Here is a 23,379-nt window from a genome sequence, read left to right on the forward strand (position 1 = left end):
TGTTTTTTACGCCTTCTTAAGCAACAAATACATAAAGTAAGGAGCCCCAATTAAAGCAACGACAATACCTGCTGGAATGCCATTAGGATCAACGATATTTCGTCCAATTGTATCTGCTAATAATAATAGCCATCCGCCGATTAAAAGGGCGATAGGCATGAAGATTTGATGTCTTGGACCTACTAAAGATTTCGCGATATGAGGAGCCATTAATCCGATAAAGCTAATTCCTCCTGTTACGGAAACAGCTGCAGCTGCAAGTGCAACGGCTGCAACTAATAAGTACCTGCGTTCTTTTTCAATTTCAATTCCAACGCCTATTGCGACTGGTTCGTTTAATGCTAAAATGTTTAATCGATTTGCTTTATAGAAAATAAATGGAATGAATACGATTAACCATGGGAGCATTGCTAAAACAAAGATCCAGTCATCTCCCCAAATATTTCCGGCAATCCATTTTGAAATAAAGTCTACTTTCATACGATCTGCGGATGAGATAAGGACAATCATCGTTCCAGATAGTGCAAATGCAAAACCGATACCGGTTAATGTTAATCGGATTGGCTGAAGTCCAGTTGACTTACTATATGAAAATACGTAAATTAGAACAGCTGTCAGAAATGCTCCGATAAATCCAACTACAGGTAGTAAGTAAAGAAATGAACCTACATCTATTGGAAAGTATAAAAAGAAAATAGCAACAGCAACACCGGCCCCAGAGTTGATTCCGAGAATACCAGGTTCAGCTAAATCATTTCGAGTAATTCCTTGGAATATAGCCCCTGATAAAGCGAGAGCCATACCAGCTAATAATGTAATGACGATTCTAGGTAGTCTTAAAGAGTATAAAACGAACTCCTCTTTAAAAGTCCCTTTCCCCATTAAGGTTGGGAGTAGTCGATCATAAGATAAAGATGCTGAACCAAGCCCCATTCCAACTACAATGGTTGTGATGATTATTATAAGTAAAGCGAGTATAATAAGACGCTGTTTTCTTAAAATAGATTGCATCATGAGAATGTTTTTCCCCCTTTACGTACAATGAATAGGAAGAATGGTAACCCTACAATCGCGACAATTGCCGCAACTGGTGTTTCGTATGGAGCGTTAATAGTACGTCCGATTGTATCTGCAAGTAGCATAAAGGAAGCTCCAGCAATTGCTGACATTGGTATAACAAATCGGTAATCTGGACCGACAATTGGGCGTACCATATGAGGTACCATTAAGCCGATAAATGCCATATTTCCAACAAGTGCTACAGATGCACCTGCAAGTAAGATAATAATGATAAATAAAATAGTTTTAATAACAATAATTTTTTGACCTAGTCCAATAGCCACTTCCTCACTGAAACTAAGAACTGTCAATTTTTTTGCTAGTAAGATAGCGATAAAGATACTAATTGAAATGACTGGAATAATAATTTTTAATTGGCTCCAAGTTGTTCCAATTACGCCCCCAGCAGTCCAAAGTGATACATCTTGTGAAATTTTAAAGTAAATGCCGATTCCTTCTGAAATTGCAAGTAGAAATGCGGAAACTGCAGCGCCCGCTAATACAATTCGAAGAGGAGAAAGGCCGCCTTTTTTTACCATACCAATTCCAAATACCATAATTGCGCCAATTGCAGCACCGATAAAGCAAGCTAATGTTAAGTAAAGATAGCTGATGGAAGGGTTGAAAGCAAGTGTCAGTGCAAGCGCAGCATTCGCTCCACCAGATAGCCCTAATAATCCAGGATCTGCAAGTGGATTTCGTGTTAATCCTTGCATAATTGCTCCAGAAACGGCTAATCCAGCTCCTACAAAAATAGCAGCAACTTCACGTGGTAAACGTATTTCTCGAATAATAGATATTTTGTCTCCTTTAGCCGAGGAAGTGAGTGCTAACCATACATCTTTTATCGAAGTATCTGCAGCACCTAATACCATTGCAACGATAAAAATAAGAAAGAATGCAATTAAGCTTAAAATTAGTTTGTATGTAAAAGCTATAGAACGTGGATTTTCATGATCTTTTGTCATTCGTTTCACATCTTTTCTGTTCATAGAATAAAGGAAGAGGAATTCTTAAATTAAGAATTCCTCATGTTTGTATTATTTACCAAGAAAGTTCTTCTTGAAGAAGTCTAGTTGGAAATCTAATGTAAGTGGATCATTGAAATAGAATTCCATCATGTTTGCTTCATATACGCGATTATTTTTTACTGCTGGGATGTTTTTATATGATTCTGTCTCTTGGAATGAGTTATCAGTATCTTTATTTTTACTTACGATTAAGTAATCACCAGCAAATTCAGGTAATACCTCAGTAGATAATGCGTAATAACCTTCTTTTAATGCTTTTTCTTTTACTTTTTCAGGCATTTTTAATTTCATTTCTTGGTACAGAATTTCTGTTCCGCGGCCCCAGTTCTCGCCGTATACATAAAGCTGTTTGTTGAAGTTTTCTACAACAGAAACTGTAGCATCTTCACCGATTTTTGCTTTAATTTCTTTACCAGCTTCTTGTGCACGTTTCTTGAAGTCATCAACCCAAGTTTTTGCTTCTTTTTCTTTGTTTAATAACTTACCGATTTCTAAATGCTGTGTTAAGTAATCAACTTTTCCGTAAGTGTATGTTACAGTAGGAGCGATTTTCTTTAACTTATCGACATTTTTAATATTTGATAAACCGATGATTAAATCTGGATTTAGTTCAGCGATTTTTTCAACATTTTCATCTGATACTTCAGCAACATCTTTAAGTTTGCTATCAAAACGTGGGTTTTGTTTAGACCATGAATCTACCCCAACAAGATTTACACCTAATGACATTACGTTACCAGCGAATGATGATAATACAACAACGCGTTTTGGATTTGCAGGAACTTCTACTTTACCATTTTCAGATTGGTATGTAATTTTTTCTGATTTACTACCTTTTGCATCGTTCTTTTTGTCTGTAGAGCTATTGCTACAAGCGCTCATAACAAGAACGAAAAGAACTGTTAGTGAAATAAATAACTTTTTCATCGTCTTTCTCCTTTAACATAGATGGTATGTGTATACAATAATTTGTTTAACTGTAATCTTTTTGAAAGAGTAGTGGTAAAGCAAAATAATTTATTAAAAATCTTGAATATGAGATTTTATAATATAGTATTAACCATATTAATGAAAGAAGATGTAATCTCAAATTTGCTAATTATTAACAAAATGATAATGATTATCACTATTGATTCTTTAAATAATATAATTTTATATAGGTGTATTGTCAATAGTAATTTTGATTGTAAATTTTGCGGAAACAGGTTATATTTTATTGAGAATGATAATCAATGATTAGTAGCTGAGGAGTGAGCACGAATGAATCGAGAAGAATTGTTTGATGTAACCGTGATAGGTGGAGGACCTGCAGGGCTTTATTCAGCTTTTTATAGTGGACTCAGAGAAATGAGAACGAAAATAATAGAATTTCAACCACATTTAGGTGGAAAAATACATGTGTATCCGGAAAAAATGATTTGGGATGTAGGAGGACTATTGCCAGTTACAGGTGATAAGTTAATTGAACAACTTGTACAGCAAGGGTTAACATTTAAGCCAGAAGTTGTATTAGATACAAAAGTGGAATCAATTATTCGTAATCAAGATGGTACTTTTACATTAAAAACAAGTACTGGGGAAGAACACTTTTCAAAAACAGTTATCGTCGCAACAGGAAGTGGTATATTGAAACCGCAAAAGTTATCTATTGAAGGTGCTGAGCGATTTGAACTATCGAATTTAAATTATACAGTTAAATCTTTAAAGCGTTTCAAAGGTAAAACAGTTATTATTTCCGGTGGAGGCAATTCTGCTGTTGATTGGGCAAATGAATTGGAACCAATTGCGAAAAAAGTGTATGTAACGTATAGAAAAGAAGAATTATCTGGTCATGAAGCACAAGTAAAACAACTTATGAATAGCTCAGCGGAGTGTTTCTTTAATACATCGATTACAAAATTAATTGCTGGTGATAATCATGAAGCGATCGAATATGTAGAATTAACAAATCATGAAACAGGTGAGATTTCTCATTTACCTATTGATGAAGTTATTATTAATCATGGATATGAACGCGACATTACATTATTGGAAAATAGTGAGTTAGACGTTGCAATTATAGATAATTATTATATTGCAGGTAATGCAAATAGTGAGTCTTCAGTAGATGGATTATATGCTGCTGGAGATATTTTAAAGCACGAAGGGAAACTACACTTAATTGCAGGTGCATTCCAAGATGCTGGAAATGCTGTGAATAAAGCAAAGCAATTTATCCAACCAGATGCAAGTGAGTACGGAATGGTTTCTTCTCATAATGAAGTATTTAAGAAGAGAAATCGCGAACTGATTAAGCAGATGATGAAATAATAAGGAACAAGTATACCCCCACATACTTCTCTATTCAAATGGATGAGAGATGTACGTGGGGGATTTCCTGTTTACTATATTTTCAATCATTATAATGACACCGGTTTCATCAGTTCATATCATATGAACATTTTATTGGTAAAGCATCCTAGAAAACAATTTAGCTATGTTTTGCTTACGCAGAACATGGCTAAATTACGCTGTCCCTTTAGCGCGTTCATTAGGAAATGGCATATTTAGTATAGAAGCAATATACTGTTTTCCATGCATTCGAGCTAATGATTCTAATATTTGGCGAACACGTTTTGTAAGATGACCTTGTTTTTTGATGGCTTCACAATATGCGTCATAGAAAGCATATTTAGCCCAAAGGAAATCATCTTGTTGGAATAAGAAATGATTTTTGTACCATTCACCAATTGTATGATAACAATTGTTTTCATGTATTGCTGTGCTTTGAGAAAGAAAACGATCAGATAAAGATACATTCAAATGAGAAATTGTGTTTTCTGTTTCAACTTGTAGTGTTTTTTCTAACATTGTAATGATGTGACGAGTAGCCATATGTTAACTCTCCTTTGTGTAAATGGGTAATACCATTCTATATTTAAAAAATTCTTACTATATAATACTATACAATATATGGAATGCATCTACCTGCTTTTTGAACTGCATTTACAAAATCTTTTTTATTTGTTTACAAAAATAAAGTAAGATACAGTATAGATGAAAAAATAATAAAGGAATGAACGCATTGTATATAACAGTAGAAGAGACTGCGGAGTATTTGAATTTACCAAAATCGTATATTGAAGAGTTAATTCAGCAAAAGAAAATTCGTGCGCTATTCGATGGAGAGCAATATTTAGTAAATAAAGAACAATTTAATACACATTTAGAACAAATGGAGAAATATAAGCAATTAGTGGAAGAAATATTGAACGAACCAATTCCAGAAGATATGGATGTTAAAGACGAAGATTAAACTATGGGAAATCCCTTATGAAGATATGCAGAAATGTATCTTCATAAGGGATTTTTTGTTTGAAGATATCAAAAATATAAGGAGTTCTTAGCCTTTCTTCAAATTTTGATAGGTAGTAGTCTACCATGTTAAAAGCATATTTTTTTCTAGCTAGGACAAACATAGAGAACGTAACCTGTACAGATACATATACTATCAGTGCAAAAGCTTATAAATTAATGGAAGGGGTTTTCTCGTGAGTATATTTCATTGTGATTTTTTGAAAGACTTAATTGGATCTTTTGTGAGAGTAAACAGGGGTGGTCCAGAATCTCAAAAAGGAACAATAATATCAGTATGTCCGGACTACTTCGTATTGCAGAATGAAAAAGGTGAACTGTATTACTATCAACTTAGTCATCTAAAAAGTATTACAAAAAATGCGAAAGACTGTGGATCAAGTGATTGCGAATGGGAAGATTGCGAATGTGCAGAAGACTTTGAAGCACTACTGCAAACTTTCAAATATTGCTGGGTGAAAATTAATCGCGGTGGTCCAGAGAAAGTGGAAGGCATTTTACAAGATGTTTCTTGTGACTTTGTGACAGTAATTGCAAAAGAAGAAGTTATATTAATTGCAATAAAGCATATTAAAAGCGTTAACTATAATGCATTAGCATGCGGAGAGAGCGATGAGAGCGACGATAGTAGCAGTAAAGAAAGTAGTAGCAATAATTCAGGTCGCGCTCGTGCCCAAAGACAATCAAGTAGAGGAAGATAATAAGAAAGGGGGATACAAAATTGGAGAACGTATTATGCTGTGACCAAATTAAATGTTTAGTTGGTGAGACTGTAAAAGTAAACCTTCGTGGACCAGAAAGTCGAGTAGGTGAGCTCGTATCGTTAGGCAAAGATTATCTAACGTTACAATTACCTCATGGTGAATTAGTGTATTACCAGTTAAAACATGTGAAGAGTCTAGTTAAGAAAGTGAAAGAAAGTAAATGTGGCGATTGCTATAGTTCATGTTTCTGCTCTGATGAGGATACTTTTTTAGATATATTAAAAGACTTGAAGTATAAGTGGGTAAAAATTAATCGTGGCGGTCCAGAGTGTGTGGAAGGTTTATTAAGTGAGGTACACCATGACTGTATTACACTAGTAAACTGTGATGAAGTTATTTATGTAATTAAGTCTCATATTAAGAGTGTGAGCCAAGTAGTTAAATGTAAAAAGAATGAAGATGAATAATGTTTAATAAATAAGAGGGGCATTATGAGGGAAAGAGAAGAACAATTTCTTATTTCGATAGTATGAAAAGGAATTACTTACTATTAAAACAGAACTTTGCCCTGATTATTTTTTTAGAAATGGAAGACAGGTAAGAAGAAATTCATAGGAAGGAGGATATAGATGAATGAGTTAAACAAAAGTATTGGAGAAAATATATATGTTAAATTAATCGGTGAAAAAAGGTTTAAAGGTGTATTAATAGATGTAGGAAATGATATCATTGTTCTTTACAATGGACAAGACTATGTATATATATCTTTATATCATGTACAATACTATAAATTTTTAAGACCATATGACGAAGAAATATTAAAACCAGATGTTGATTCTGTAATTAAGAGAGAATCCCCTTCCATTTCTTTGAGAAAAGTATTAAGTACTTCTAAAGGAATTTTTACAGAAGTTTATGTAGCAGGAAGTGCTCCAATACATGGTTATGTTACAAGTGTGATGAATGATTATATTGTTTTTTATAGTCCGGTTTATAAAACGGTATATATATCTTTAAAACATTTAAAATGGTTAATTCCGTATAAAGAAAACCAAGTGCCGTATGACCTCAATAAAAATGAACTCCCCGTAAATCCGTTAAATATTACGTTAGCTCGAACGTTTGAAGAACAACTTATTAAAATGTCTGGCAAAATCATGGTGTTCGATTTAGGTGAGGAATCTAATAAGATCGGAAAGATGGCGAAGATTGATGAAGGGCATATTGAAATATTAAAAGCACGTGATGCGAAAATGTATGTAAATATTCAACATGTAAAATCTGTCCATTGTCCGTAAGCTAGTTGAAAGGGCTGGCTTTTTCTTTTATATGCAGAAGAAAAGGTCGAGCCTATTTGTTTAGCTCGATTTGAATATGAGGGGAAAAATGAATTGAATATAAATATATTATGGTGTGATTTTTTTAAAAAATTTTGTACTAATTTATAAAGAAATGTGTACGAGCTATCTTTTTATGTATTCAATTTATTTTTTGAGAAGGAGCTGCTCAACTAATTTATTAAAGGAGTTTTGTTGGTGGAGCAGTTTCTAAATCCGTTATCGATTACATTACTTGGTAGTGCTGGTGGAGCAGCAAAAGCAGTTTTAGCAATTTTAAATCAAGCGATAGCAAATGAAAAAGATCCAATTTATGAAGTATTAAAGAATGCCAAATTTCATTTGGTGGATATAAAACAAAAAGATAGGACTTATTATGATGAGTTGTTTTCGAATTTGAAAGGTCAATTATATTTATATGAGATAAACCTTCAAAATGTAGTGGAATTTAAAGAACATTTAAAAGAAAAAAGTACGAGTGTTGTGATTGATGTTTCAGGGGCAGATACAATTAGAGTATTAAGCTGCTGTAATGAATTAGGAATTTGCTATATTAATTCAGCCTTGGAAAATGAAGCAGTAGATCAGGACGACAGCTTAATCGGCTTTCAGCTTACGGAAAGATATACAAGGTTTGAGAAGGAGAAAGAGAAATTTACAAATACAAAAGCGATTATAGGTTCAGGTATGAATCCAGGTGTTGTTCAATGGATGGTTGTTGAGCTTATGAAGGAACGACCAAATGAAAGGCCAAGAGCATGTTATATTGTAGAACATGACACATCATTTTTGAATGATACAGCACTTATAAAGCCACATACACTTTATGCTTCATGGGCAGTAGAGCGATTTTTAGATGAAGCGATCTGGAGTTATCCGATGTATATGAGTCATCATCGTCCTCTTTACTTTTATGAAGATGTATATTCTTCAGAGTATAAAGTGAAGTTAGGAGAAAAAGAATTCTATGGTTGTTTAATGCCACATGAGGAAGTATTAATTTTAGGGAAAAACTTTAATATGGAAGTTGGTTTTCTTTACCGAATTAATGAGTATACAACAAATATAATTAGACAGAACTTAGATCAAGTAGAAGATTTATGGAACTGGAATCGTAAAGTGTTTAATCCAGCGGAAGAAGAGGTTGCTGGAGAGGACTTGGTGGGTGTGTTACTCGTTTATGAAAATAGTGAGACATATATGTATAATGTGATGAATAGTAGCAAAGTTTTTCGTAAATATAAAACGAATGCAACGTATTTTCAGGTAGGGTGCGGGATTTATGCGGGCCTGTCCAGTTTACTTTTAGATCAATTTGAACAAGGTGCTTATTACGTCGAGGAGTTGTTATTAAATACAGAAAGTAAGTACGGTGAGTATTTAAATTTATATATGAAGGATTTTGTAATGGGGCATAATAATTTTACGGATGGATTGTTACATGACAGGGTAAGATGGATGTAAGTTGTTACTAAAAGGAAGGAGAGATCTCCTTCCTTTTAGTATTATAAGGTTAAATATTGCCCTGAAAGCAATTTCATACTTATACTTTAAGGAGAATAACAATGAAAGTTTTTTGTATCGATCAAGGGGAGTTTTTATATGAATAAATACAAGAGCTTGATTTATGAAGAAAGAAGAGCCTTAAAGGTATTTATATTATTATTCTATATTATATTCTTTTTATATGACGCTATATATTATTTTGTATATCCTGCTATGAATATTAGTGGAACAGCGGTAGGTTGGCCAGAAGGTAGTCTTGGGATAGGTGTGCCTATATTTGTAATGGCATTATTACCTATTTCTATATATCTTCAAAAAAGAGGATATGTATATTCTGTAAAATATTTATTTTTATTTGGGTACATGTTTATCAATCTTGTTAATAATTTAATGATTTATTTGCGAACGGATAGACCTTTTGAACATGGCAGTATGGTAGAAATGTTATTAATTTTATTTGCCCCAGTTTTCGTGAATAAAAAATACTTTTATTTAGTGTCCTTTAGTGTAATTGGAAAGTACGTATTTTTCACATTGCTATTACAAGATTTAAAAGTGATAATTCCACTTGTTTTATGTGTATTTTATTTCATTATTTCACATTCTTTATTAAAACGATTTCAATCTTATGTAAGAACAGTGGTTGAAATGATGAACAATATGAAAGAGACGGAAAATTTAGCTGTGATTGGGACTATGTCTACAACAATTGCCCATGAAATTCGAAATCCGTTAACAGCGTTAAAAGGATTTACGCAAATGCAAAAAGAAAGAAATCCAACTGATACGATGAGCTACGACATTATGCTACAAGAAATTGAAAGAGTCAATGGATTTGTTAGTGAATTAATGTTGTTAGGAAAACCAAAGCCAACAAATTATGAAAGGTGTAATATACGAGACATCCTTCTATATGTTGTGCATCTAATGGAAAGTTATGCAATGCAATATAGAGTTAAATGTTATTTACAAGTAGATGGGAATTTACCAACTATAAACGGTAATGATAAGCAATTAAAACAAGTATTATTAAATATCATTAAAAATGGAATAGAATCAATGCCAGAGGGTGGAGAAATCCATATCCGTGCATATCAAAAAACGCAAGGATATTTGTGTATTTCTGTTGAAGACCAAGGATTTGGTATAGAGAATGAGAAGTTAGAAAAAATCGGCAAGGCGTTTTACACAACAAAGGAAACTGGTACAGGACTTGGATTAATGATTACATATAAAATTATTAAGGAACATCAAGGGAGTATCACAATCCAAAGTAGTATAGGAGTAGGAACAAAAGTAGAAATTTTTCTGCCGACCGTTTAATGTATTGGGAGAAAAGATTTTTCAGAAAAGTGTTCTTGTTGTGTAAATATAAACATTTTATAAAATGTTTCAAGAAGGGTTTTTTTTATAAAATACTTCGTTTATAATGGAGGAAAATATCGACATGAGATTGATTGCTCATGTAGCGGTTCAGTAGTGTTATGAAAAGATAAGAAGGGGTGCACGCGCATCCTTTTTTCTATGCAGATATTATGAAAGAGGTGGTATGATGGAATTAACATTAAATTCGACTGTATGTTTACACACGATTCAATTTCGAAAAGAGCAAAAGAATTATATTGTAAAAGATACAATTACAGGAGAAAAATATGAAATGCCGCCACTTTGGATTGATGCATTGGCAATGATGCGTGACGGTTTTTTATTGAGGGAAATTGAGGAGAAATTAAAAGAAGAGTATCCATCCGAAGAAGTGAATATGTTAGCATTCACGAAGCAACTGTTAGAACTAGAACTTGTTGAAATGGTAGATGGGGAAGAAATAGCTTGTACAAAGAAGAAAGAGAAGGATTATTTAGCTTGGTTACGTCCCCATGTTGAGCAATTCTTTCTTAATTTAAATAAAAAAAATAGAAGCAAAGGTCAATGATGATCTTTGCTTTTTTGTATAGTTTGTTTAAAAAATTACAGCGAATGCTCTTGCGAAAGCACCGTCGCTATCTTTAATTTTTAAAGGTGCTGCTGAGAAGAAGAAACGTTTCGTGTGAATGGCATCTAAGTTTGTTAAGTTTTCGATTAAATAAATATTATTCCCAAGTAGTATGTGATGAATTGGTGATGTTTCTGTCGTTACCTCATCAGGAGAAATAAAATCTAAACCGACAGATTTTACTTTTAATTGTACTAGTTCCTCGGCTAATTCTTCAGAAAGATAAAAAGCTTCTTTCTCATACGCCTCTGTATTCCATTTAGTAGATAGATTGGAATGGAAAATAACAATATCTCCTTCTCTTATATCAGCATCGTGCAGTACTTCTTTAGGTAGTTTTCGTTCTTGTACATGAGTTACATCAATAAGAATCGCTTCGCCTACAAATTGATTTAGGGGTAATTGATCGATAGTCGTTGCGCCTGAAATAAAATGCGCAGGAGCATCACAATGCGTGCCAACATGAACGACAGAATGAAAATCTGTAACTTGATAGCCTGATTCTTCAACACTTGTAACAGCTTCTAGTTGTATTTTAGGTGTTCCAGGAAATTGAGACATATTATTTTCAAATGTTTGCGATAAATCAATTACTTTCATTTTACATACCTCCAATATATGTTTTTCAAATAATAAAAAGCTCACCCTTCAATATCAAGAAAGGTGAGCTTTACATGCTAGTTGAATTTTATCTTCCAAAATGCAATGCATTTTGCAGGAATTAGCACCTATTCAGTTTGTATAAACTGAGGTTGCTGGGCTTCAAAGGGCCGGTCCCTCTGCCTCTCTTGATAAAGAAGTATTTAATTTTAAAACCGGAATTTTCCGATAGTTAAATTGTAATTCATTTCCTTTTTGCGTGCAATACAAAATAGGTATTCACCCAAATAAAGCTACGCGCATATTGTAGCTTATGTAAATAGAATGCTGCGAAGGAGTGAGTGCAGTGACAGGAAATGTATTGAATTATTATGCTGGTGGTAATACAGCTAGGGGATTTCATAATTTATATGAAGAGAATTTAAAAGGGTTAGACAGATTATTTATCTTAAAGGGTGGTCCAGGAACGGGGAAATCTTCTTTAATAAAGGCAATCGGTCGTGAATGGGTTGAAAAAGGATATGATATTGAATTTTTACATTGTTCTTCTGACAATAAATCGGTTGATGGTGTAATTATCCCAAAATTAAAAGTAGGAATTGTTGATGGGACATCACCACATGTAATTGAGCCCAAAATGCCAGGAGTTGTTGAAGAGTATATAAATTTAGGAATTGCTTGGGATTCAGATAAACTAAGGAAGCAGAAGTTAGAAATTGAAAGATTTGTTTCAGAAGCAAGCAAAGCTTTTCAGTCTGCTTACGCATGTTTTAAAGAGGCATTGCTTATACATGATGAGTGGGAGAAGATATATATTGATAATATAGATTTTAATAAAGCAAATGAATTAACCGATCAGCTAATCCAGAAATTATTTGCAGATAAAAGCGGGAGACAATCGCTTGTAAAACATCGTTTTTTAGGAGCTGCTACACCGAAAGGAGCAGTTGATTTTGTTCCTAATTTAACAGAAGGGTTACCATATCGTTATTTTATAAAAGGGCGCCCAGGCTCTGGAAAATCAACGATGCTCAAAAAGTTAGCTAGGGCAGCTGAAGAAAAAGGGTTTGAAGTTGAAGTATATCATTGCGGATTTGATCCGAATAGTCTTGATATGGTTATCGTAAGAGAATTAGGCTTTGCAATTTTTGATAGCACTGCACCACATGAATATTTTCCAAGTCGCGAGGGTGATGAAATTATTGATATGTATGCCCTTATTGTTACCCCAGGGACGGATGAGAAATATGCGAAGGAAATTCGTGATGTTTCCATTCAATATAAAGCAAAAATGAATGAGGCGATGTCTTTCTTAGCAAAAGCAAAATCGGTTCGTGATAAATTAGAACGAATTTATATTGCTGCTATGGATTTTTCAGTAGTAGATGCATATAAAGAGGAGATTCAAAAAGAGTTTGAACGAATTGCTGCTACTGTAATCGAAAAGCAATAATAGAAGTTTCATTGGGCTGTCAGTAATTTCTGACAGTTTTTTTAGTATGTAGTAAAATTGATAGTGTATTGTCGAATTTCCAAGGAAATAATCAAAAAATGGAGATGTTATGAAATGAGAGAGAAAATCGAGTTGGAGTTAGAAAGAATTGAAAAAGAGAATGATGTGAAAATTTTATTTGCGGTGGAATCAGGGAGTCGTGCTTGGGGGTTTCCATCGAAAGATAGCGATTATGATGTTAGGTTTGTTTATATACATCCGGTAGAATGGTATTTATCAATTCATGACAAACGAGATGTAATTGAATATCCAATTAGTGATGATTTAGATATAAGTGGTTGGGATATTAGAAAGGCGTTGCAACTATTCGCGAAGTCGAACCCAGCTTTACTTGAGTGGATTCGATCACCAATTTTTTATTCGAAAAACTCTAATTTTCCAGAACTACTTCAACAGATGAGTGAGAAGAATTTTGATCCAAAAGCAACGATATATCATTATTTACATATGGCTTCGAAAAATTATCGTGAATTTTTGCAAGGTGAGAATGTAAAGCTGAAAAAGTACTTTTATGTATTACGTCCTATTTTAGCTTGTAAGTGGCTAGAAGAGAAAGCAACTTTACCACCTGTAGAATTTGACCGATTGATTACAGAATTATCATTAGAACGTAGCGTATTAGATGAAATTGAAAAGTTGTTAATAAAGAAAAAAGCAGGTACTGAATTAGATGTTGGATTGAAAATTAAGGTGTTGAATCAATTTTTAGAAGAACAAATTCATTACTATGGGCAATACGTGAAAGGTGTTGAAAAGGGGTTAGGGATCGATATTGAGATTTTAAATAAACTATTTCGAGACATGCTGTTTGAAGCATATGAAAAAGAGCACAAGTAAGTTTGTGCTCTTTTTATTTTGTAGGAATAAAGAAAACAGATATAGCTGCGATAAGACCTGCAAAGGAGAATAAGTAAAAATTCCATGATAAGTCATATTGCATTGTCATAATAATACCGACGAGAATAGGGCCAGCAATTGCACCAACTCGGCCAAGTCCAAGTCCCCAGCCTAAGGAAGTAGCTCGGATATGTGATGGGAAGTATTGGGTTACATATGCATTTAATATTTGAGTAATACCGACTGATCCAATTCCAGCAAGACCAATTAAAAGATAAATGATTGTAACAGATGGTTTAATTGTTAATAGTCCAATACATATAGCTGCCATAAGATAGGAGATGCTAATAACGATTTTAGCTCCTATACGATCCGCGATTGCTCCAGCAAATAATGCACCGATAGCGGCAGTAATATTTAGCATAAGTAGAAATGATAAACTAGATCCAAGAGGGTATCCTGCCTGTCGCATCATCTGAGGTAACCAAGTATTTAAACCGTATATTAAAAACATTCCCATTATATAAGTGATCCAAAAAAGTAGCGTTGCTTTTATGTATTCTTTTGAGAATAAAGTAAGAAATCCATTTTTCTTTCGTATATTAGACGGAGTTTGATAAGTTTCATTTTTCGCATAGAATACAATTTGAAAACGATTAAGGATTTGGTCCACTTCTTTTTGGCGATTACGTGATAATAAAAATTGAATGGATTCAGGTAAATAACGAATAATGAAAGGAATGAGGAGTAGTGGAATCATTCCGATGCCAAACATAGTTCTCCATCCGAAACTTTCTAACATAAACATAGACAAAATAGCGCCTAACACGATACCTAAAGGATAGCCAGTAAACATAAGAGCATAAATAAAAGATTGTCGTTTTTTTGGTGAATATTCAACAGTAAGTGCTGAAGCTGTTGGAATAACACCGCCTAATCCGATTCCTCCAATAAATCGAGATAAACCAAATAATTCGGGAGAAGGAGCAAGTGCAGCTAGTCCCATTGTGATAGAAAAAAGCGCTAAACAGCATATAAGCATCCATTTTCGTCCAATTAGATCTGTAATAGTTCCAACTAGAATAGCACCAATAAACATCCCAAATAAAGCATAGCTTGCAATTGTGCCAGCGTAAGCTGGTGAAAGTGCCCAGCTTTTGTCTTCTAGGAGCTTTGGAAGAACGGCACCGTAAATACCTAAATCATATCCATCAGCTAGAATGGCTAGCCAACAAATAAAAACAACAAGTTTTGTAATAGAGCTTGAAAAGATAGTTTCTGTAGATTCTAGATGAGGTGGAGCTGAAGGTTGCATAGTATTCCCCCCCTTTTATTTGTAGATGAATATATTATTTTATTTTATGTTAATATTTTCCTCCCTGTGTCGAAATTTATCTGAAAAGGTTTTATAATCAATAAAGAAGTTCAACAGGAAACCTGTTGAACTTCTTTATTGGTTTACTCATTATCAACTCGTTTTAACGGTTGATCTGCTGGACCTTCAATAACGTCTCCCTCAATTGAAAAGCGGGAACCGTGACAAGGACAATCCCAAGTACAATCACCATTATTCCATTCAACTTCGCAGCCGAGATGTGTACAAGTTGTATCGACGATATGTAATTTTCCTTCTTTGTCCTTATAAGCACCTGCCCGTTTACCGTTAACATGTACGACAGATCCTTCACCAACTTCGAGATCTTCTGGTTTACGTAATGCATTTTCAATCTTTCCTTCAATTAAATGTTTCGCAACATCAATGTTCTGGGAGAGGAACGTTTTTATATCTGGATTTGCATGGAAGCGTGATGGTGCATACAGTTCTTTATAGGGACTGTGGACTTTTAGGATGGAGTCCTTCAGTAGGTGAGCGGCAGCAGTTCCAGTTGTCATTCCCCATTTGCGATATCCAGTTGCAACAAATATATTTGGATTTCTTTCGTTAATATGTCCGATATAAGGAAGCTTATCTAGAGTGATTAAATCTTGTGCTGACCATCTATAAGGAACTTCGTCTATTCCAAAAGTTGCTTCAGCAAAAGAATAGAGTGCTTCATAATGAAGCATCGTATTTATTCCTTGCCCTGTTTTATGACTCTCTCCGCCAATCAAAATTAATTTTTCTCCATTGTTTGTTATATAGCGTAAGGAGCGCTTTGGATCATCAATACTTAAATACATGCCACCTGGATAATCCATTTTTGCTTTTATTGCAAGAGCATAGGAGCGTTCTGCGTACATTCGCGTAAAGAAAAAGCTATTTGCATCATAAAAAGGAAAATGTGAACAAGAGACGACATATTCACAAGTGATATGATGGCCCTCTTTTGTAATTATTTGTGGATAATCTCCCTTTTCCACATTCATAGCTGTTGTTTGTTCGTAGAGCTTTCCGCCCATCTCCACAAACTTTTCTAAAAGTGTTTTTAAATAAAGAAGGGGATGGAATTGTGCTTGATTTTTCATTACAAGCGCAGATTGTACTGGAATAGGAATCGATAGAGATTGAACATAATCACAAGGTATATTTAATTTTTGATAAGCTTCATATTCTTTTGATAAATTTCTTAATCCGTTATCAGTAGTTGTATATAAATATGAATCTTCATTTGAGAAATTACAGTCGATTTTATATGTTTGAACAGTTTCGTTTATGAATTGTAGAGCCTGATTATTTGATTCATAGTAAAGCCGGGCCTTTTCTACACCGAAATGATTTATTAATTCATCATAAATAAGATCATGTTGTGCTGTTACTTTCGCTGTTGTATGCCCAGTCGTCCCGTTTAAAATACGACCAGAATCAATTAAAACCACATCGATGCCTTCTTTTGCAAGTAAATAGGCAGTGGTAATACCTGTAATACCAGCACCGATAATAGCAACTTTCGTTTTTATATTTTCGGATAAACGAGGAAAAGTAGGAAACTCGGTAGATTCAATCCAATAAGATAGCGGCAGTTGTGGAAATGTATCATTTGTCATTGCGGAAACCTCCTGATTTTAGAACAATTTTCCTTTTAATATTTCCATATTATATGAAAATCATGTGTGTTGTTTTAGAAGAAGTCTATTTTTATTAAAAGAGGATATAAATTATTTTAATATAATTAATTAGGTAGGGCATTATGAAGAAGTAGGATTTATATAAAACTAAATTCAAGTGATTCTATTTGTTGATTACATAGAGAGTTATTGAATGAGATAGAGTCTATGGCGTTTAAGAAAATGTCTATATATAGTGGATAAAACCTTATGGAATCTATACATTTTCTTTAGTGAAATAAAGTATGATTATAAAAATATAACCACCTTTTATTACTAGGTCATAAAAGGTGTTGACAATATAGAAATTCTATTGTTATGATTCATCATGTGGAAAGGTTGATAGAGAGTAAAAAGAGAAATGTTTTTCATTGATAATAAAAGCGAAAAATAAGTGACGATAGAGTGAGTATATTTTCCTTATAATAGATGCTTTTTGGATCATCTAGTAAAATCAATCTGGAAACAAGAATTGATATATGTAAGTTGCGCAAGGCGCGGCATAAGAAAGGGGCAAAAGGATGAAGGAGCTTCATACGTTTGGGTGGTATGCAGCACGTGTATCACCACATTTGCCGAAAAAAGCATTTAAACCAGTGCCTACTCGTTTATTTGGTGGACTGGCTTATTTGCTTGTGGCATTGGCGGGGTTAATATCGATTGGTGTATTTGAATTGAATGTGTGGGCGAATCTAGGAATTGCGATTGTTCTTGGATTATGTTTTGCTTCACTTGGATTTTTAGGGCATGAAATTTTACATGGAACTGTTGTAAGAAAGGCATGGCTTCGTGACTTCTTAGGCGCGATTGCATTTATGCCATTATCAACAGGGCCAAAGCTTTGGAGAAAGTGGCATAATGCAACGCATCATGTTCATACACAGCATGAAGAGAATGATCCGGATGCATGGCCGACACTTGAGAAACTTAAGAAGAGTAAGTTTTTGAGTTGGGTATATCGTATGCCTTTACATGTACGTTCATTCTTTAGTTTTCTGTCACTAACAATTCAATTTACATTGCATTCGACTCGAATGTTCTTTCATTTTATAAAAGAGTTCAAGTCATCCAATCAAAAATCTGTATGGCTTCAACTTCTTTTGCCTTGGACAGTTTGGATTAGTTTATTGTTTATTATGGGACCTGGAAAATGGTTATTTGCATATGTCATTCCGTTGTTAATTGCTAACTTTATTGTAATGGCATATATCGCAACAAATCACCGCTTAAATCCAATTGTTCCAGTAAATGATCCGTTAGCAAACTGTTTGTCAGTAACAGTGCCGCGCTGGGTAGACGTTTTACATTTCAATTTCTCATATCATACAGAACACCATCTGTTTCCTGCTATGAGTTCTAAATACTATCCGTTAGTAAAAGAGAAGATTAAAGAAATGTGGCCGGAACGCTATCATGAGATGCCGATGACAAAAGCTTTGGCAGCGCTATGGAATACACCACGTGTGTATTATCAAGGAAGTGAATTAGTGGATCCGCATAGAGAGCATTTCTATGGTTCTTTAGGAAATGGACTAGATCCTCATAATATTTCATATCGTGAGGAACATATAGAGGAAGACGAAAGTATTAAAAAAGTAAATCAGTAAAAATTAATATATTTTTGCAATGAAAAAGCAAGCCATCTCAGGCTTGCTTTTTCTTATAAAGAAACTTCCGTTTTGTTCTTTTTATGGACTTGGACGGAGTTAGTTTCTTTTCGTTGTAGTCGTTTTTCTAAAAGATTAACAAAGTAAGTAAATAGAAGAACAAGTACGAGATAGTATACACCAACGATTATGTAAGTATCTAATTGTTGGAAGTTACCTGCTGCAATTGATAAACCTGATCCCCATAATTCGGACAGTCCTACGTAAGCGACAAGTGAAGAGTCTTTTAATCCAATAATAAACTGGTTTCCTAGAGGAGGAAGAGACAGACGAAATGCTTGTGGTAATATAATCCGGCGCATAGCTAAAGGATAAGGCATACCTAAGGAGCGAGCGGCTTCCAATTGTCCTCGGTCGACGGATTGAATGGATCCTCGGAAGATTTCCGTAATATATGCACCGTTATGAATTGCTAAAGCGATTGCTCCTGCCCAAAAAGGGGAGAAAACAATGACAGATGTAATGCCAAAATAGAGAATTGCGATTTGAACGATTAAAGGTGTACCACGAATAATAGCAATATAGATATGAGCAATGCTATTTAAAACTTTGTTATTCGAGATTCGAAAGAAAGCAAATAATAATCCAATTAATGAACCGAGTACTAGGGAGGTTAATGTTAATTGTAATGTGACAATGGTAGCCTTTAAGAGTGTGGGATAGGTAGAGATAAAAATTTCAAACATGCGTTTCACCTCATATTGTATAGATTTTAGTAGAGAATGAAATGCCCCACATAAAATGAACATTTAATGAGTGGGGCACTGTTTATGAATCTTTTGAATGGCTAACTTACTTCGTTTTTTCCTCTTCACCAAGAATATTACGCCCGAACCATTTTTTACTGATCTTTTCATACGTACCATCTTTAATGATTTCATCTAACGCTTTATTTACTTTCTCAACCATTTCTTTATCATCTTTGCGAATAGCAATTCCCATTTCATCAAGATTTAATGGTTTTCCCGCTTCTTTTATATTCGATTTTCCTTCTTTTATCATACGTAGACCAACCATTTGATCCGTAATTACTGCGTCAACACGCCCAGGCTCTAAATCCATAAGAGCAGTAATGTCGCTGTCATATTCTGTAATTTGATCTGTATATTTTGCAACAAGATTTTTAAAGGTACTAGCTTTTACAACACCAATTTTCTTACCTTTTAAATCTTCTGGAGAAGAGATAGCAGTATTCTTTTTAGTCACAAAAATTTGAGCGCCAGAGCGATAGTACGGATTTGAGAAACTAACAGCTTTTAAGCGCTCCTCTGTAATTGCCATACTACCCAGTATTACATCATATTTCTTCGCTTGAAGACCTTGAATTAGCGTTTCCCATGGGTTTGTAACTGGCGTAGCCTTCATGTTCATCTTTTTAGCAAGAGCTTCACCGATTTCTATATCAAAGCCGACAAGTTTGCCGTCGTTTTCTTTATAATTAAAAGGTTTGTATAATCCACTCATTGCATAGCGAAATTCTTTTTCACCATTTGATGAAGTAGTAGAGCTTTCTTTGCTACAAGCTCCTAGTATGAAGGATGTACATAGTGTAATGCTCGCAACAATGGTTAATAGTTTTCTTTTCATAAAACCCCTCCTATATATTGATCATACGGATGATTTTAAGTATGTTATTGAAATATTTTATTTGGATGATTAGTTGTGCACCGTATGAATGTATTCCTTTTCGTTTGAAACAGAAGTTACATTATAAAACGTTGCGTAAAAATTGTTTTGCCCGTTCATGTGATGGAGCTGAAAAGAATTGTGCTGGCGGAGCATCTTCTACAATCTTTCCATCATCCATAAAGATGACGCGATCAGCTACATCTCTTGCGAAATTCATTTCATGAGTAACAATAACCATTGTCATCCCTTCTTCAGCAAGTTCTTTCATAACTTGCAATACTTCTCCAACAAGTTCAGGGTCTAAAGCTGAGGTAGGCTCATCAAATAGCATAATCTTAGGGTTCATTGCAAGAGCTCGTGCAATGGCAACGCGCTGTTTTTGGCCACCTGAAAGAAGATGAGGAGTTACATCCGCTTTATCCTGAAGGCCGACTTTTTGGAGAAATTGAGTTCCAATATCCTTTGCATTTGCTTTCTCTAATTTTTTTACGTGAATAGGTGCTTCTATGATGTTTTCTAGTGAGGTCATATGAGGAAAGAGGTTAAAGTGCTGAAAAACCATACCGACATTTTCACGGACTTTATTTAAATTTGAATGTTTTGGATCAATTCGCTCACCTTGTAAGTGAATTTCGCCTTCATCGTACATTTCTAAAAAGTTAAGACAGCGAAGTAATGTACTTTTACCAGAACCACTGGCACCAATTAAAACAACAACTTCTTTTTCTTTTACTTCTAAATCAATTCCTTTTAACACATCAAGTGAACCGAATGATTTTACTAGATTTCGAACTTGAATCATACAAAACCCCCAGTTAAAAATATATTTTACAAATGTTGCCCCTTATTTCTGTTATTAGTCATAAATTGTCAGAATCCTTTATTTTTTTCGTGCAATTTGATATTCAAAGAAATAATATTTTTAAAATCTCTATATCCTTCTATAATGAAAATATGGATAATAATATATAGGTAGTATTTATATTGCTTATAAAAAGGGGGAAAGGGAAGATGGAAAAAGAAAGGAAAACATTTTCTTTTGGATTACGTACACAACTTATGCTATTCACTACAGTTTTAGCTTTTATTACATATTCAACAAGTATATTTTTTATTTACGTGATATACGATTATTTTCAAAGTTATGTAAGTCAAACTGTATATAATATTATCGTTATGTTATTAGGGGTAGTATGGTCTGGAATTTTAGCATATGGAGCAGCCGTATTTTTAATTAAACCACTTCGCAAGTTAGAGGAAGCGGCAAGAAAAGCAGCTGAGGGTGATATTCGTGAAGATGTTCCATTACCGAAGACAGATGATGAAATTAAATCTTTAAGTGTTGCATTTAATATGATGTTAGGAAACTTAAGGGGCATGGTAAAAAATATTGATACAACATTTTCGTATACAAATAATCAAGTACAGCAGATTAGAAAACAAACAGGCGAAGCAACGAGACAAGCGCAAGGTGTATCTGAGACACTTGCAGAGATTTCTTCAGGCGCTGAGCAATCAGCGGCATCAATTCAAGCAATTGTTTCTGCTGTTGATACAACGACGTCTATTGCAAGTGAAGTAGAAGAAAAAGCGAAGCAGTCTGATACATTGTCTTCAGAAATGGTTGAAGCTTTAGGGCATAGTACTCGTGTTTTTACGTCTTTAATTCAAGGTATTCAAACATTGGCAAAAGAAAATGAAGATTCAATGCAAAATGTACAGAAGTTAGAAGAACGAATGAAACAAGTAGAACATATTGTGTCTGTTGTGAGTGCGATTGCTAGCCAAACGAATTTATTAGCACTAAATGCTTCTATTGAGGCAGCTCGCGCAGGAGAGCATGGAAGAGGTTTTGCGGTTGTTGCGGAAGAAGTACGTAAACTTGCTGATGAAAGTGATCATTCTGCAAGAAACATATCGCAGTTATTACGGAATATGCAAGATGAAGTACAACAAGTTGCAATGAAAATGACAGAACAAGTGAAAATAGCTAAAGAAGAGGCGAAACGTGGGGAAGCTACGGAATTAATTTTAAAAGAAATGTCATCAAGTGTTATGGAAGTAGCCGATGCAACTCAGCAAATTAGTAGTTATATGAATGAACAAGTGAGCCACATTCATCAAACAGGAGCACAAACAAAAGCTGTAGCAGCAATTGCTGAAGAAACGTCAGCTGGTTCGCAAGAAGTGGCGCGTGTGACGCTACAACAGTCTAAAAATATGATAGTAATCGATCAATTATTAAAGGATTTAGAGAAGCAAGCAACTGATTTGAAACAAACAATTGAACGATTTTCAATGTAAAAGGAAGAACAGAATGCTGTTCTTCTCTTTTTTATTTAGCTTGATTTAATATTTACAGTTAAACTATGAACGTTTCCGCAACATTCTTTTCTGTCCCTTTCGGATGAAAATTATAGCGAGCTATAATATTAAAAGGGGTGTCTTTTATGAAAAAAGAAAAAAGACAACGGTTAATTAAACAATTTGTAAAGGAGTATGAAATAGATAAGCAAGAAAGATTAGTAGAATTGTTAGCAAAAAAAGGTGTATTAGTAACACAAGCTACGGTTTCTCGCGATATTCGTGAGTTAAACTTAACGAAGGTACCTTCTCAAGAAGGATTAATGATATATAAAGTTTTCTCAGAAGAGCATTTACAAACTGATATAAAGTTAAAGAAAAAATTACGAGAAGTTGTTGTAAAAATTGATTGTGTAGATCAATTAATGGTTATTAAAACATTACCTGGTAATGCACATGTTATTGGTGTTTTATTTGATGAGTTAGATTGGAAAGAAAAAATAGGATGTATATGTGGAAATGATACATGCCTTATAATTTCACAGTCGAAATCAGATAGGGAGATTATAGAAGAAAGATTAAATTTAATTATTTAGATACAAAAATCCTGTTTTTAATAAAATTAAAACAGGATTTTTGTTTAAATAAGGAAGTTAAATATTCAACATATATGCGTAATATATGTATTTTTTATTGAGAAAGCGAGATAGTTTGTTATAAAAATACATATTCGTATGATTTTAAAAAAATAACTTGTTTAATATTTCACAATGATAATGTGGATGCTTTCACAAAGATGA

22 protein-coding genes, 2 pseudogenes and 1 riboswitch are annotated in these 23,379 nt (G+C 33.9%); of the genes and pseudogenes, 14 read left to right on the plus strand and 10 right to left on the minus strand.

Annotated features, from left to right (window positions below; all coding sequences use genetic code 11):
* Positions 1-6: 6 nt before the first annotated feature.
* Genes AXW78_RS01915 through AXW78_RS01925 form a run of 3 tightly spaced genes read right to left on the minus strand, consistent with a single transcriptional unit; the run spans position 7 to position 3,017 of the window.
* Positions 7-1,014 carry a FecCD family ABC transporter permease gene (locus AXW78_RS01915; protein WP_000983739.1) on the minus strand — a complete coding sequence of 336 codons (1,008 nt, stop codon included), beginning with the start codon at positions 1,012-1,014 and terminating at the stop codon, positions 7-9.
* Complete coding sequence (locus AXW78_RS01920) at positions 1,011-2,051, minus strand: FecCD family ABC transporter permease (protein ID WP_002163833.1); 1,041 nt, start codon at positions 2,049-2,051, stop codon at positions 1,011-1,013. Before AXW78_RS01920 ends, AXW78_RS01915 begins: the two co-directional genes overlap by 4 nt.
* A 48-nt stretch (positions 2,052-2,099) precedes the next feature.
* Positions 2,100-3,017, minus strand: coding sequence for an iron-hydroxamate ABC transporter substrate-binding protein (locus tag AXW78_RS01925; RefSeq protein WP_000732595.1), 918 nt, complete (start codon positions 3,015-3,017; stop codon positions 2,100-2,102).
* A gap of 333 nt (positions 3,018-3,350) precedes the next feature.
* Between AXW78_RS01925 and AXW78_RS01930 the strand changes: the two genes are divergently transcribed.
* Positions 3,351-4,400, plus strand: a complete 1,050-nt coding sequence (locus tag AXW78_RS01930; protein ID WP_061883733.1) for an NAD(P)/FAD-dependent oxidoreductase — start codon at positions 3,351-3,353, stop codon at positions 4,398-4,400.
* Between the two features lie 195 nt (positions 4,401-4,595).
* Here AXW78_RS01930 and AXW78_RS01935 read toward each other — a convergent pair whose 3' ends face one another.
* Positions 4,596-4,964: a hypothetical protein gene (locus tag AXW78_RS01935; RefSeq protein ID WP_000235475.1), complete on the minus strand. Its 369-nt coding sequence runs from the start codon at positions 4,962-4,964 to the stop codon at positions 4,596-4,598.
* A gap of 181 nt (positions 4,965-5,145) precedes the next feature.
* Between AXW78_RS01935 and AXW78_RS01940 the strand changes: the two genes are divergently transcribed.
* The 7 genes from AXW78_RS01940 (at position 5,146) to AXW78_RS01970 (ending at position 10,924) form a co-directional block, all read left to right on the plus strand.
* Entirely contained in the window at positions 5,146-5,385 is a 240-nt protein-coding gene (locus AXW78_RS01940) for a helix-turn-helix domain-containing protein (protein ID WP_001998970.1), read from the plus strand.
* 235 nt (positions 5,386-5,620) lie between these two features.
* Positions 5,621-6,145, plus strand: a complete 525-nt coding sequence (locus AXW78_RS01945) for a hypothetical protein (RefSeq protein WP_000021529.1) — start codon at positions 5,621-5,623, stop codon at positions 6,143-6,145.
* A gap of 20 nt (positions 6,146-6,165) precedes the next feature.
* Positions 6,166-6,615 carry a PI-PLC domain-containing protein gene (locus AXW78_RS01950; protein WP_000432506.1) on the plus strand — a complete coding sequence of 150 codons (450 nt, stop codon included), beginning with the start codon at positions 6,166-6,168 and terminating at the stop codon, positions 6,613-6,615.
* A gap of 162 nt (positions 6,616-6,777) precedes the next feature.
* On the plus strand, positions 6,778-7,446 hold the full coding sequence (locus AXW78_RS01955; RefSeq protein ID WP_001004269.1) for an LSm family protein: 669 nt from the start codon (positions 6,778-6,780) through the stop codon (positions 7,444-7,446).
* Between the two features lie 237 nt (positions 7,447-7,683).
* Entirely contained in the window at positions 7,684-8,949 is a 1,266-nt protein-coding gene (locus AXW78_RS01960; RefSeq protein ID WP_000434668.1) for a hypothetical protein, read from the plus strand.
* Positions 8,950-9,087: 138 nt separating this feature from the next.
* On the plus strand, positions 9,088-10,314 hold the full coding sequence (locus tag AXW78_RS01965; protein WP_001046111.1) for an ATP-binding protein: 1,227 nt from the start codon (positions 9,088-9,090) through the stop codon (positions 10,312-10,314).
* A gap of 229 nt (positions 10,315-10,543) precedes the next feature.
* Complete coding sequence (locus AXW78_RS01970) at positions 10,544-10,924, plus strand: hypothetical protein (protein ID WP_046945089.1); 381 nt, start codon at positions 10,544-10,546, stop codon at positions 10,922-10,924.
* Positions 10,925-10,951: 27 nt separating this feature from the next.
* Here AXW78_RS01970 and AXW78_RS01975 read toward each other — a convergent pair whose 3' ends face one another.
* Entirely contained in the window at positions 10,952-11,584 is a 633-nt protein-coding gene (locus tag AXW78_RS01975; protein WP_000862984.1) for a cyclase family protein, read from the minus strand.
* Positions 11,585-11,669: 85 nt separating this feature from the next.
* Positions 11,670-11,782: riboswitch (SAM riboswitch) on the minus strand.
* A 148-nt stretch (positions 11,783-11,930) separates the two neighbouring features.
* Here AXW78_RS01975 and AXW78_RS01980 point away from each other — a divergent pair.
* Together AXW78_RS01980 and AXW78_RS01985 are read left to right on the plus strand one after the other, a co-directional pair.
* Entirely contained in the window at positions 11,931-13,037 is a 1,107-nt protein-coding gene (locus AXW78_RS01980; protein WP_000147469.1) for a PRK06851 family protein, read from the plus strand.
* Positions 13,038-13,151: 114 nt separating this feature from the next.
* Entirely contained in the window at positions 13,152-13,934 is a 783-nt protein-coding gene (locus AXW78_RS01985; RefSeq protein ID WP_001208239.1) for a nucleotidyltransferase domain-containing protein, read from the plus strand.
* 13 nt (positions 13,935-13,947) lie between these two features.
* Here the strand turns inward: AXW78_RS01985 and AXW78_RS01990 are convergent, their stop codons facing one another.
* Together AXW78_RS01990 and AXW78_RS01995 are read right to left on the minus strand one after the other, a co-directional pair.
* A complete protein-coding gene (locus AXW78_RS01990; RefSeq protein WP_001183097.1) occupies positions 13,948-15,249 on the minus strand; it encodes an MFS transporter in 1,302 nt (433 codons plus the stop codon).
* 143 nt (positions 15,250-15,392) lie between these two features.
* On the minus strand, positions 15,393-16,919 hold the full coding sequence (locus AXW78_RS01995; RefSeq protein ID WP_000180401.1) for an FAD-dependent oxidoreductase: 1,527 nt from the start codon (positions 16,917-16,919) through the stop codon (positions 15,393-15,395).
* A 581-nt stretch (positions 16,920-17,500) separates the two neighbouring features.
* Between AXW78_RS01995 and AXW78_RS02000 the strand changes: the two genes are divergently transcribed.
* Positions 17,501-18,586 carry a Delta(10) desaturase DesB gene (locus AXW78_RS02000; protein WP_000661223.1) on the plus strand — a complete coding sequence of 362 codons (1,086 nt, stop codon included), beginning with the start codon at positions 17,501-17,503 and terminating at the stop codon, positions 18,584-18,586.
* A 53-nt stretch (positions 18,587-18,639) separates the two neighbouring features.
* Here AXW78_RS02000 and AXW78_RS02005 read toward each other — a convergent pair whose 3' ends face one another.
* The 3 genes from AXW78_RS02005 to AXW78_RS02015 all read right to left on the minus strand — a co-directional run bounded on the left by AXW78_RS02005 (position 18,640) and on the right by AXW78_RS02015 (position 21,077).
* Positions 18,640-19,395, minus strand: coding sequence for an amino acid ABC transporter permease (locus tag AXW78_RS02005; protein WP_003299858.1), 756 nt, complete (start codon positions 19,393-19,395; stop codon positions 18,640-18,642).
* A 43-nt stretch (positions 19,396-19,438) separates the two neighbouring features.
* Entirely contained in the window at positions 19,439-20,233 is a 795-nt protein-coding gene (locus AXW78_RS02010) for an ABC transporter substrate-binding protein (protein WP_000823750.1), read from the minus strand.
* 121 nt (positions 20,234-20,354) lie between these two features.
* A complete protein-coding gene (locus AXW78_RS02015; protein ID WP_000616922.1) occupies positions 20,355-21,077 on the minus strand; it encodes an amino acid ABC transporter ATP-binding protein in 723 nt (240 codons plus the stop codon).
* 374 nt (positions 21,078-21,451) lie between these two features.
* Here AXW78_RS02015 and AXW78_RS35620 point away from each other — a divergent pair.
* The 3 genes and pseudogenes from AXW78_RS35620 to argR form a co-directional block, all read left to right on the plus strand.
* A pseudogene (locus tag AXW78_RS35620) lies at positions 21,452-21,637 on the plus strand (HAMP domain-containing protein); the annotation flags it as partial.
* Positions 21,638-22,006: 369 nt separating this feature from the next.
* A pseudogene (locus AXW78_RS35625) lies at positions 22,007-22,579 on the plus strand (methyl-accepting chemotaxis protein); the annotation flags it as partial.
* A 146-nt stretch (positions 22,580-22,725) separates the two neighbouring features.
* Positions 22,726-23,175, plus strand: coding sequence for an arginine repressor (argR, locus tag AXW78_RS02025; RefSeq protein WP_000711829.1), 450 nt, complete (start codon positions 22,726-22,728; stop codon positions 23,173-23,175).
* The last annotated feature ends 204 nt before the right edge of the window (positions 23,176-23,379 follow it).

This window comes from Bacillus thuringiensis (assembly GCF_001595725.1).
Classification (GTDB): domain Bacteria; phylum Bacillota; class Bacilli; order Bacillales; family Bacillaceae_G; genus Bacillus_A; species Bacillus_A thuringiensis_K.

Coding starts and splice junctions, on each gene's coding strand:
- AXW78_RS01970 (WP_046945089.1), top strand. CDS start 10,544: ATGGAATTAACATTAAATTCGACTGTATGTTTACACACGATTCAATTT.
- AXW78_RS01915 (WP_000983739.1), bottom strand. CDS start 1,014: ATGATGCAATCTATTTTAAGAAAACAGCGTCTTATTATACTCGCTTTA.
- AXW78_RS01930 (WP_061883733.1), top strand. CDS start 3,351: ATGAATCGAGAAGAATTGTTTGATGTAACCGTGATAGGTGGAGGACCT.
- AXW78_RS02010 (WP_000823750.1), bottom strand. CDS start 20,233: ATGAAAAGAAAACTATTAACCATTGTTGCGAGCATTACACTATGTACA.
- AXW78_RS01995 (WP_000180401.1), bottom strand. CDS start 16,919: ATGACAAATGATACATTTCCACAACTGCCGCTATCTTATTGGATTGAA.
- AXW78_RS01990 (WP_001183097.1), bottom strand. CDS start 15,249: ATGCAACCTTCAGCTCCACCTCATCTAGAATCTACAGAAACTATCTTT.
- AXW78_RS02000 (WP_000661223.1), top strand. CDS start 17,501: ATGAAGGAGCTTCATACGTTTGGGTGGTATGCAGCACGTGTATCACCA.
- AXW78_RS01920 (WP_002163833.1), bottom strand. CDS start 2,051: ATGAACAGAAAAGATGTGAAACGAATGACAAAAGATCATGAAAATCCA.
- AXW78_RS01985 (WP_001208239.1), top strand. CDS start 13,152: ATGAGAGAGAAAATCGAGTTGGAGTTAGAAAGAATTGAAAAAGAGAAT.
- AXW78_RS01925 (WP_000732595.1), bottom strand. CDS start 3,017: ATGAAAAAGTTATTTATTTCACTAACAGTTCTTTTCGTTCTTGTTATG.
- AXW78_RS01965 (WP_001046111.1), top strand. CDS start 9,088: ATGAATAAATACAAGAGCTTGATTTATGAAGAAAGAAGAGCCTTAAAG.
- AXW78_RS02005 (WP_003299858.1), bottom strand. CDS start 19,395: ATGTTCATTTTATGTGGGGCATTTCATTCTCTACTAAAATCTATACAA.
- AXW78_RS01935 (WP_000235475.1), bottom strand. CDS start 4,964: ATGGCTACTCGTCACATCATTACAATGTTAGAAAAAACACTACAAGTT.
- argR (WP_000711829.1), top strand. CDS start 22,726: ATGAAAAAAGAAAAAAGACAACGGTTAATTAAACAATTTGTAAAGGAG.
- AXW78_RS01975 (WP_000862984.1), bottom strand. CDS start 11,584: ATGAAAGTAATTGATTTATCGCAAACATTTGAAAATAATATGTCTCAA.
- AXW78_RS01955 (WP_001004269.1), top strand. CDS start 6,778: ATGAATGAGTTAAACAAAAGTATTGGAGAAAATATATATGTTAAATTA.
- AXW78_RS02015 (WP_000616922.1), bottom strand. CDS start 21,077: ATGATTCAAGTTCGAAATCTAGTAAAATCATTCGGTTCACTTGATGTG.
- AXW78_RS01940 (WP_001998970.1), top strand. CDS start 5,146: ATGAACGCATTGTATATAACAGTAGAAGAGACTGCGGAGTATTTGAAT.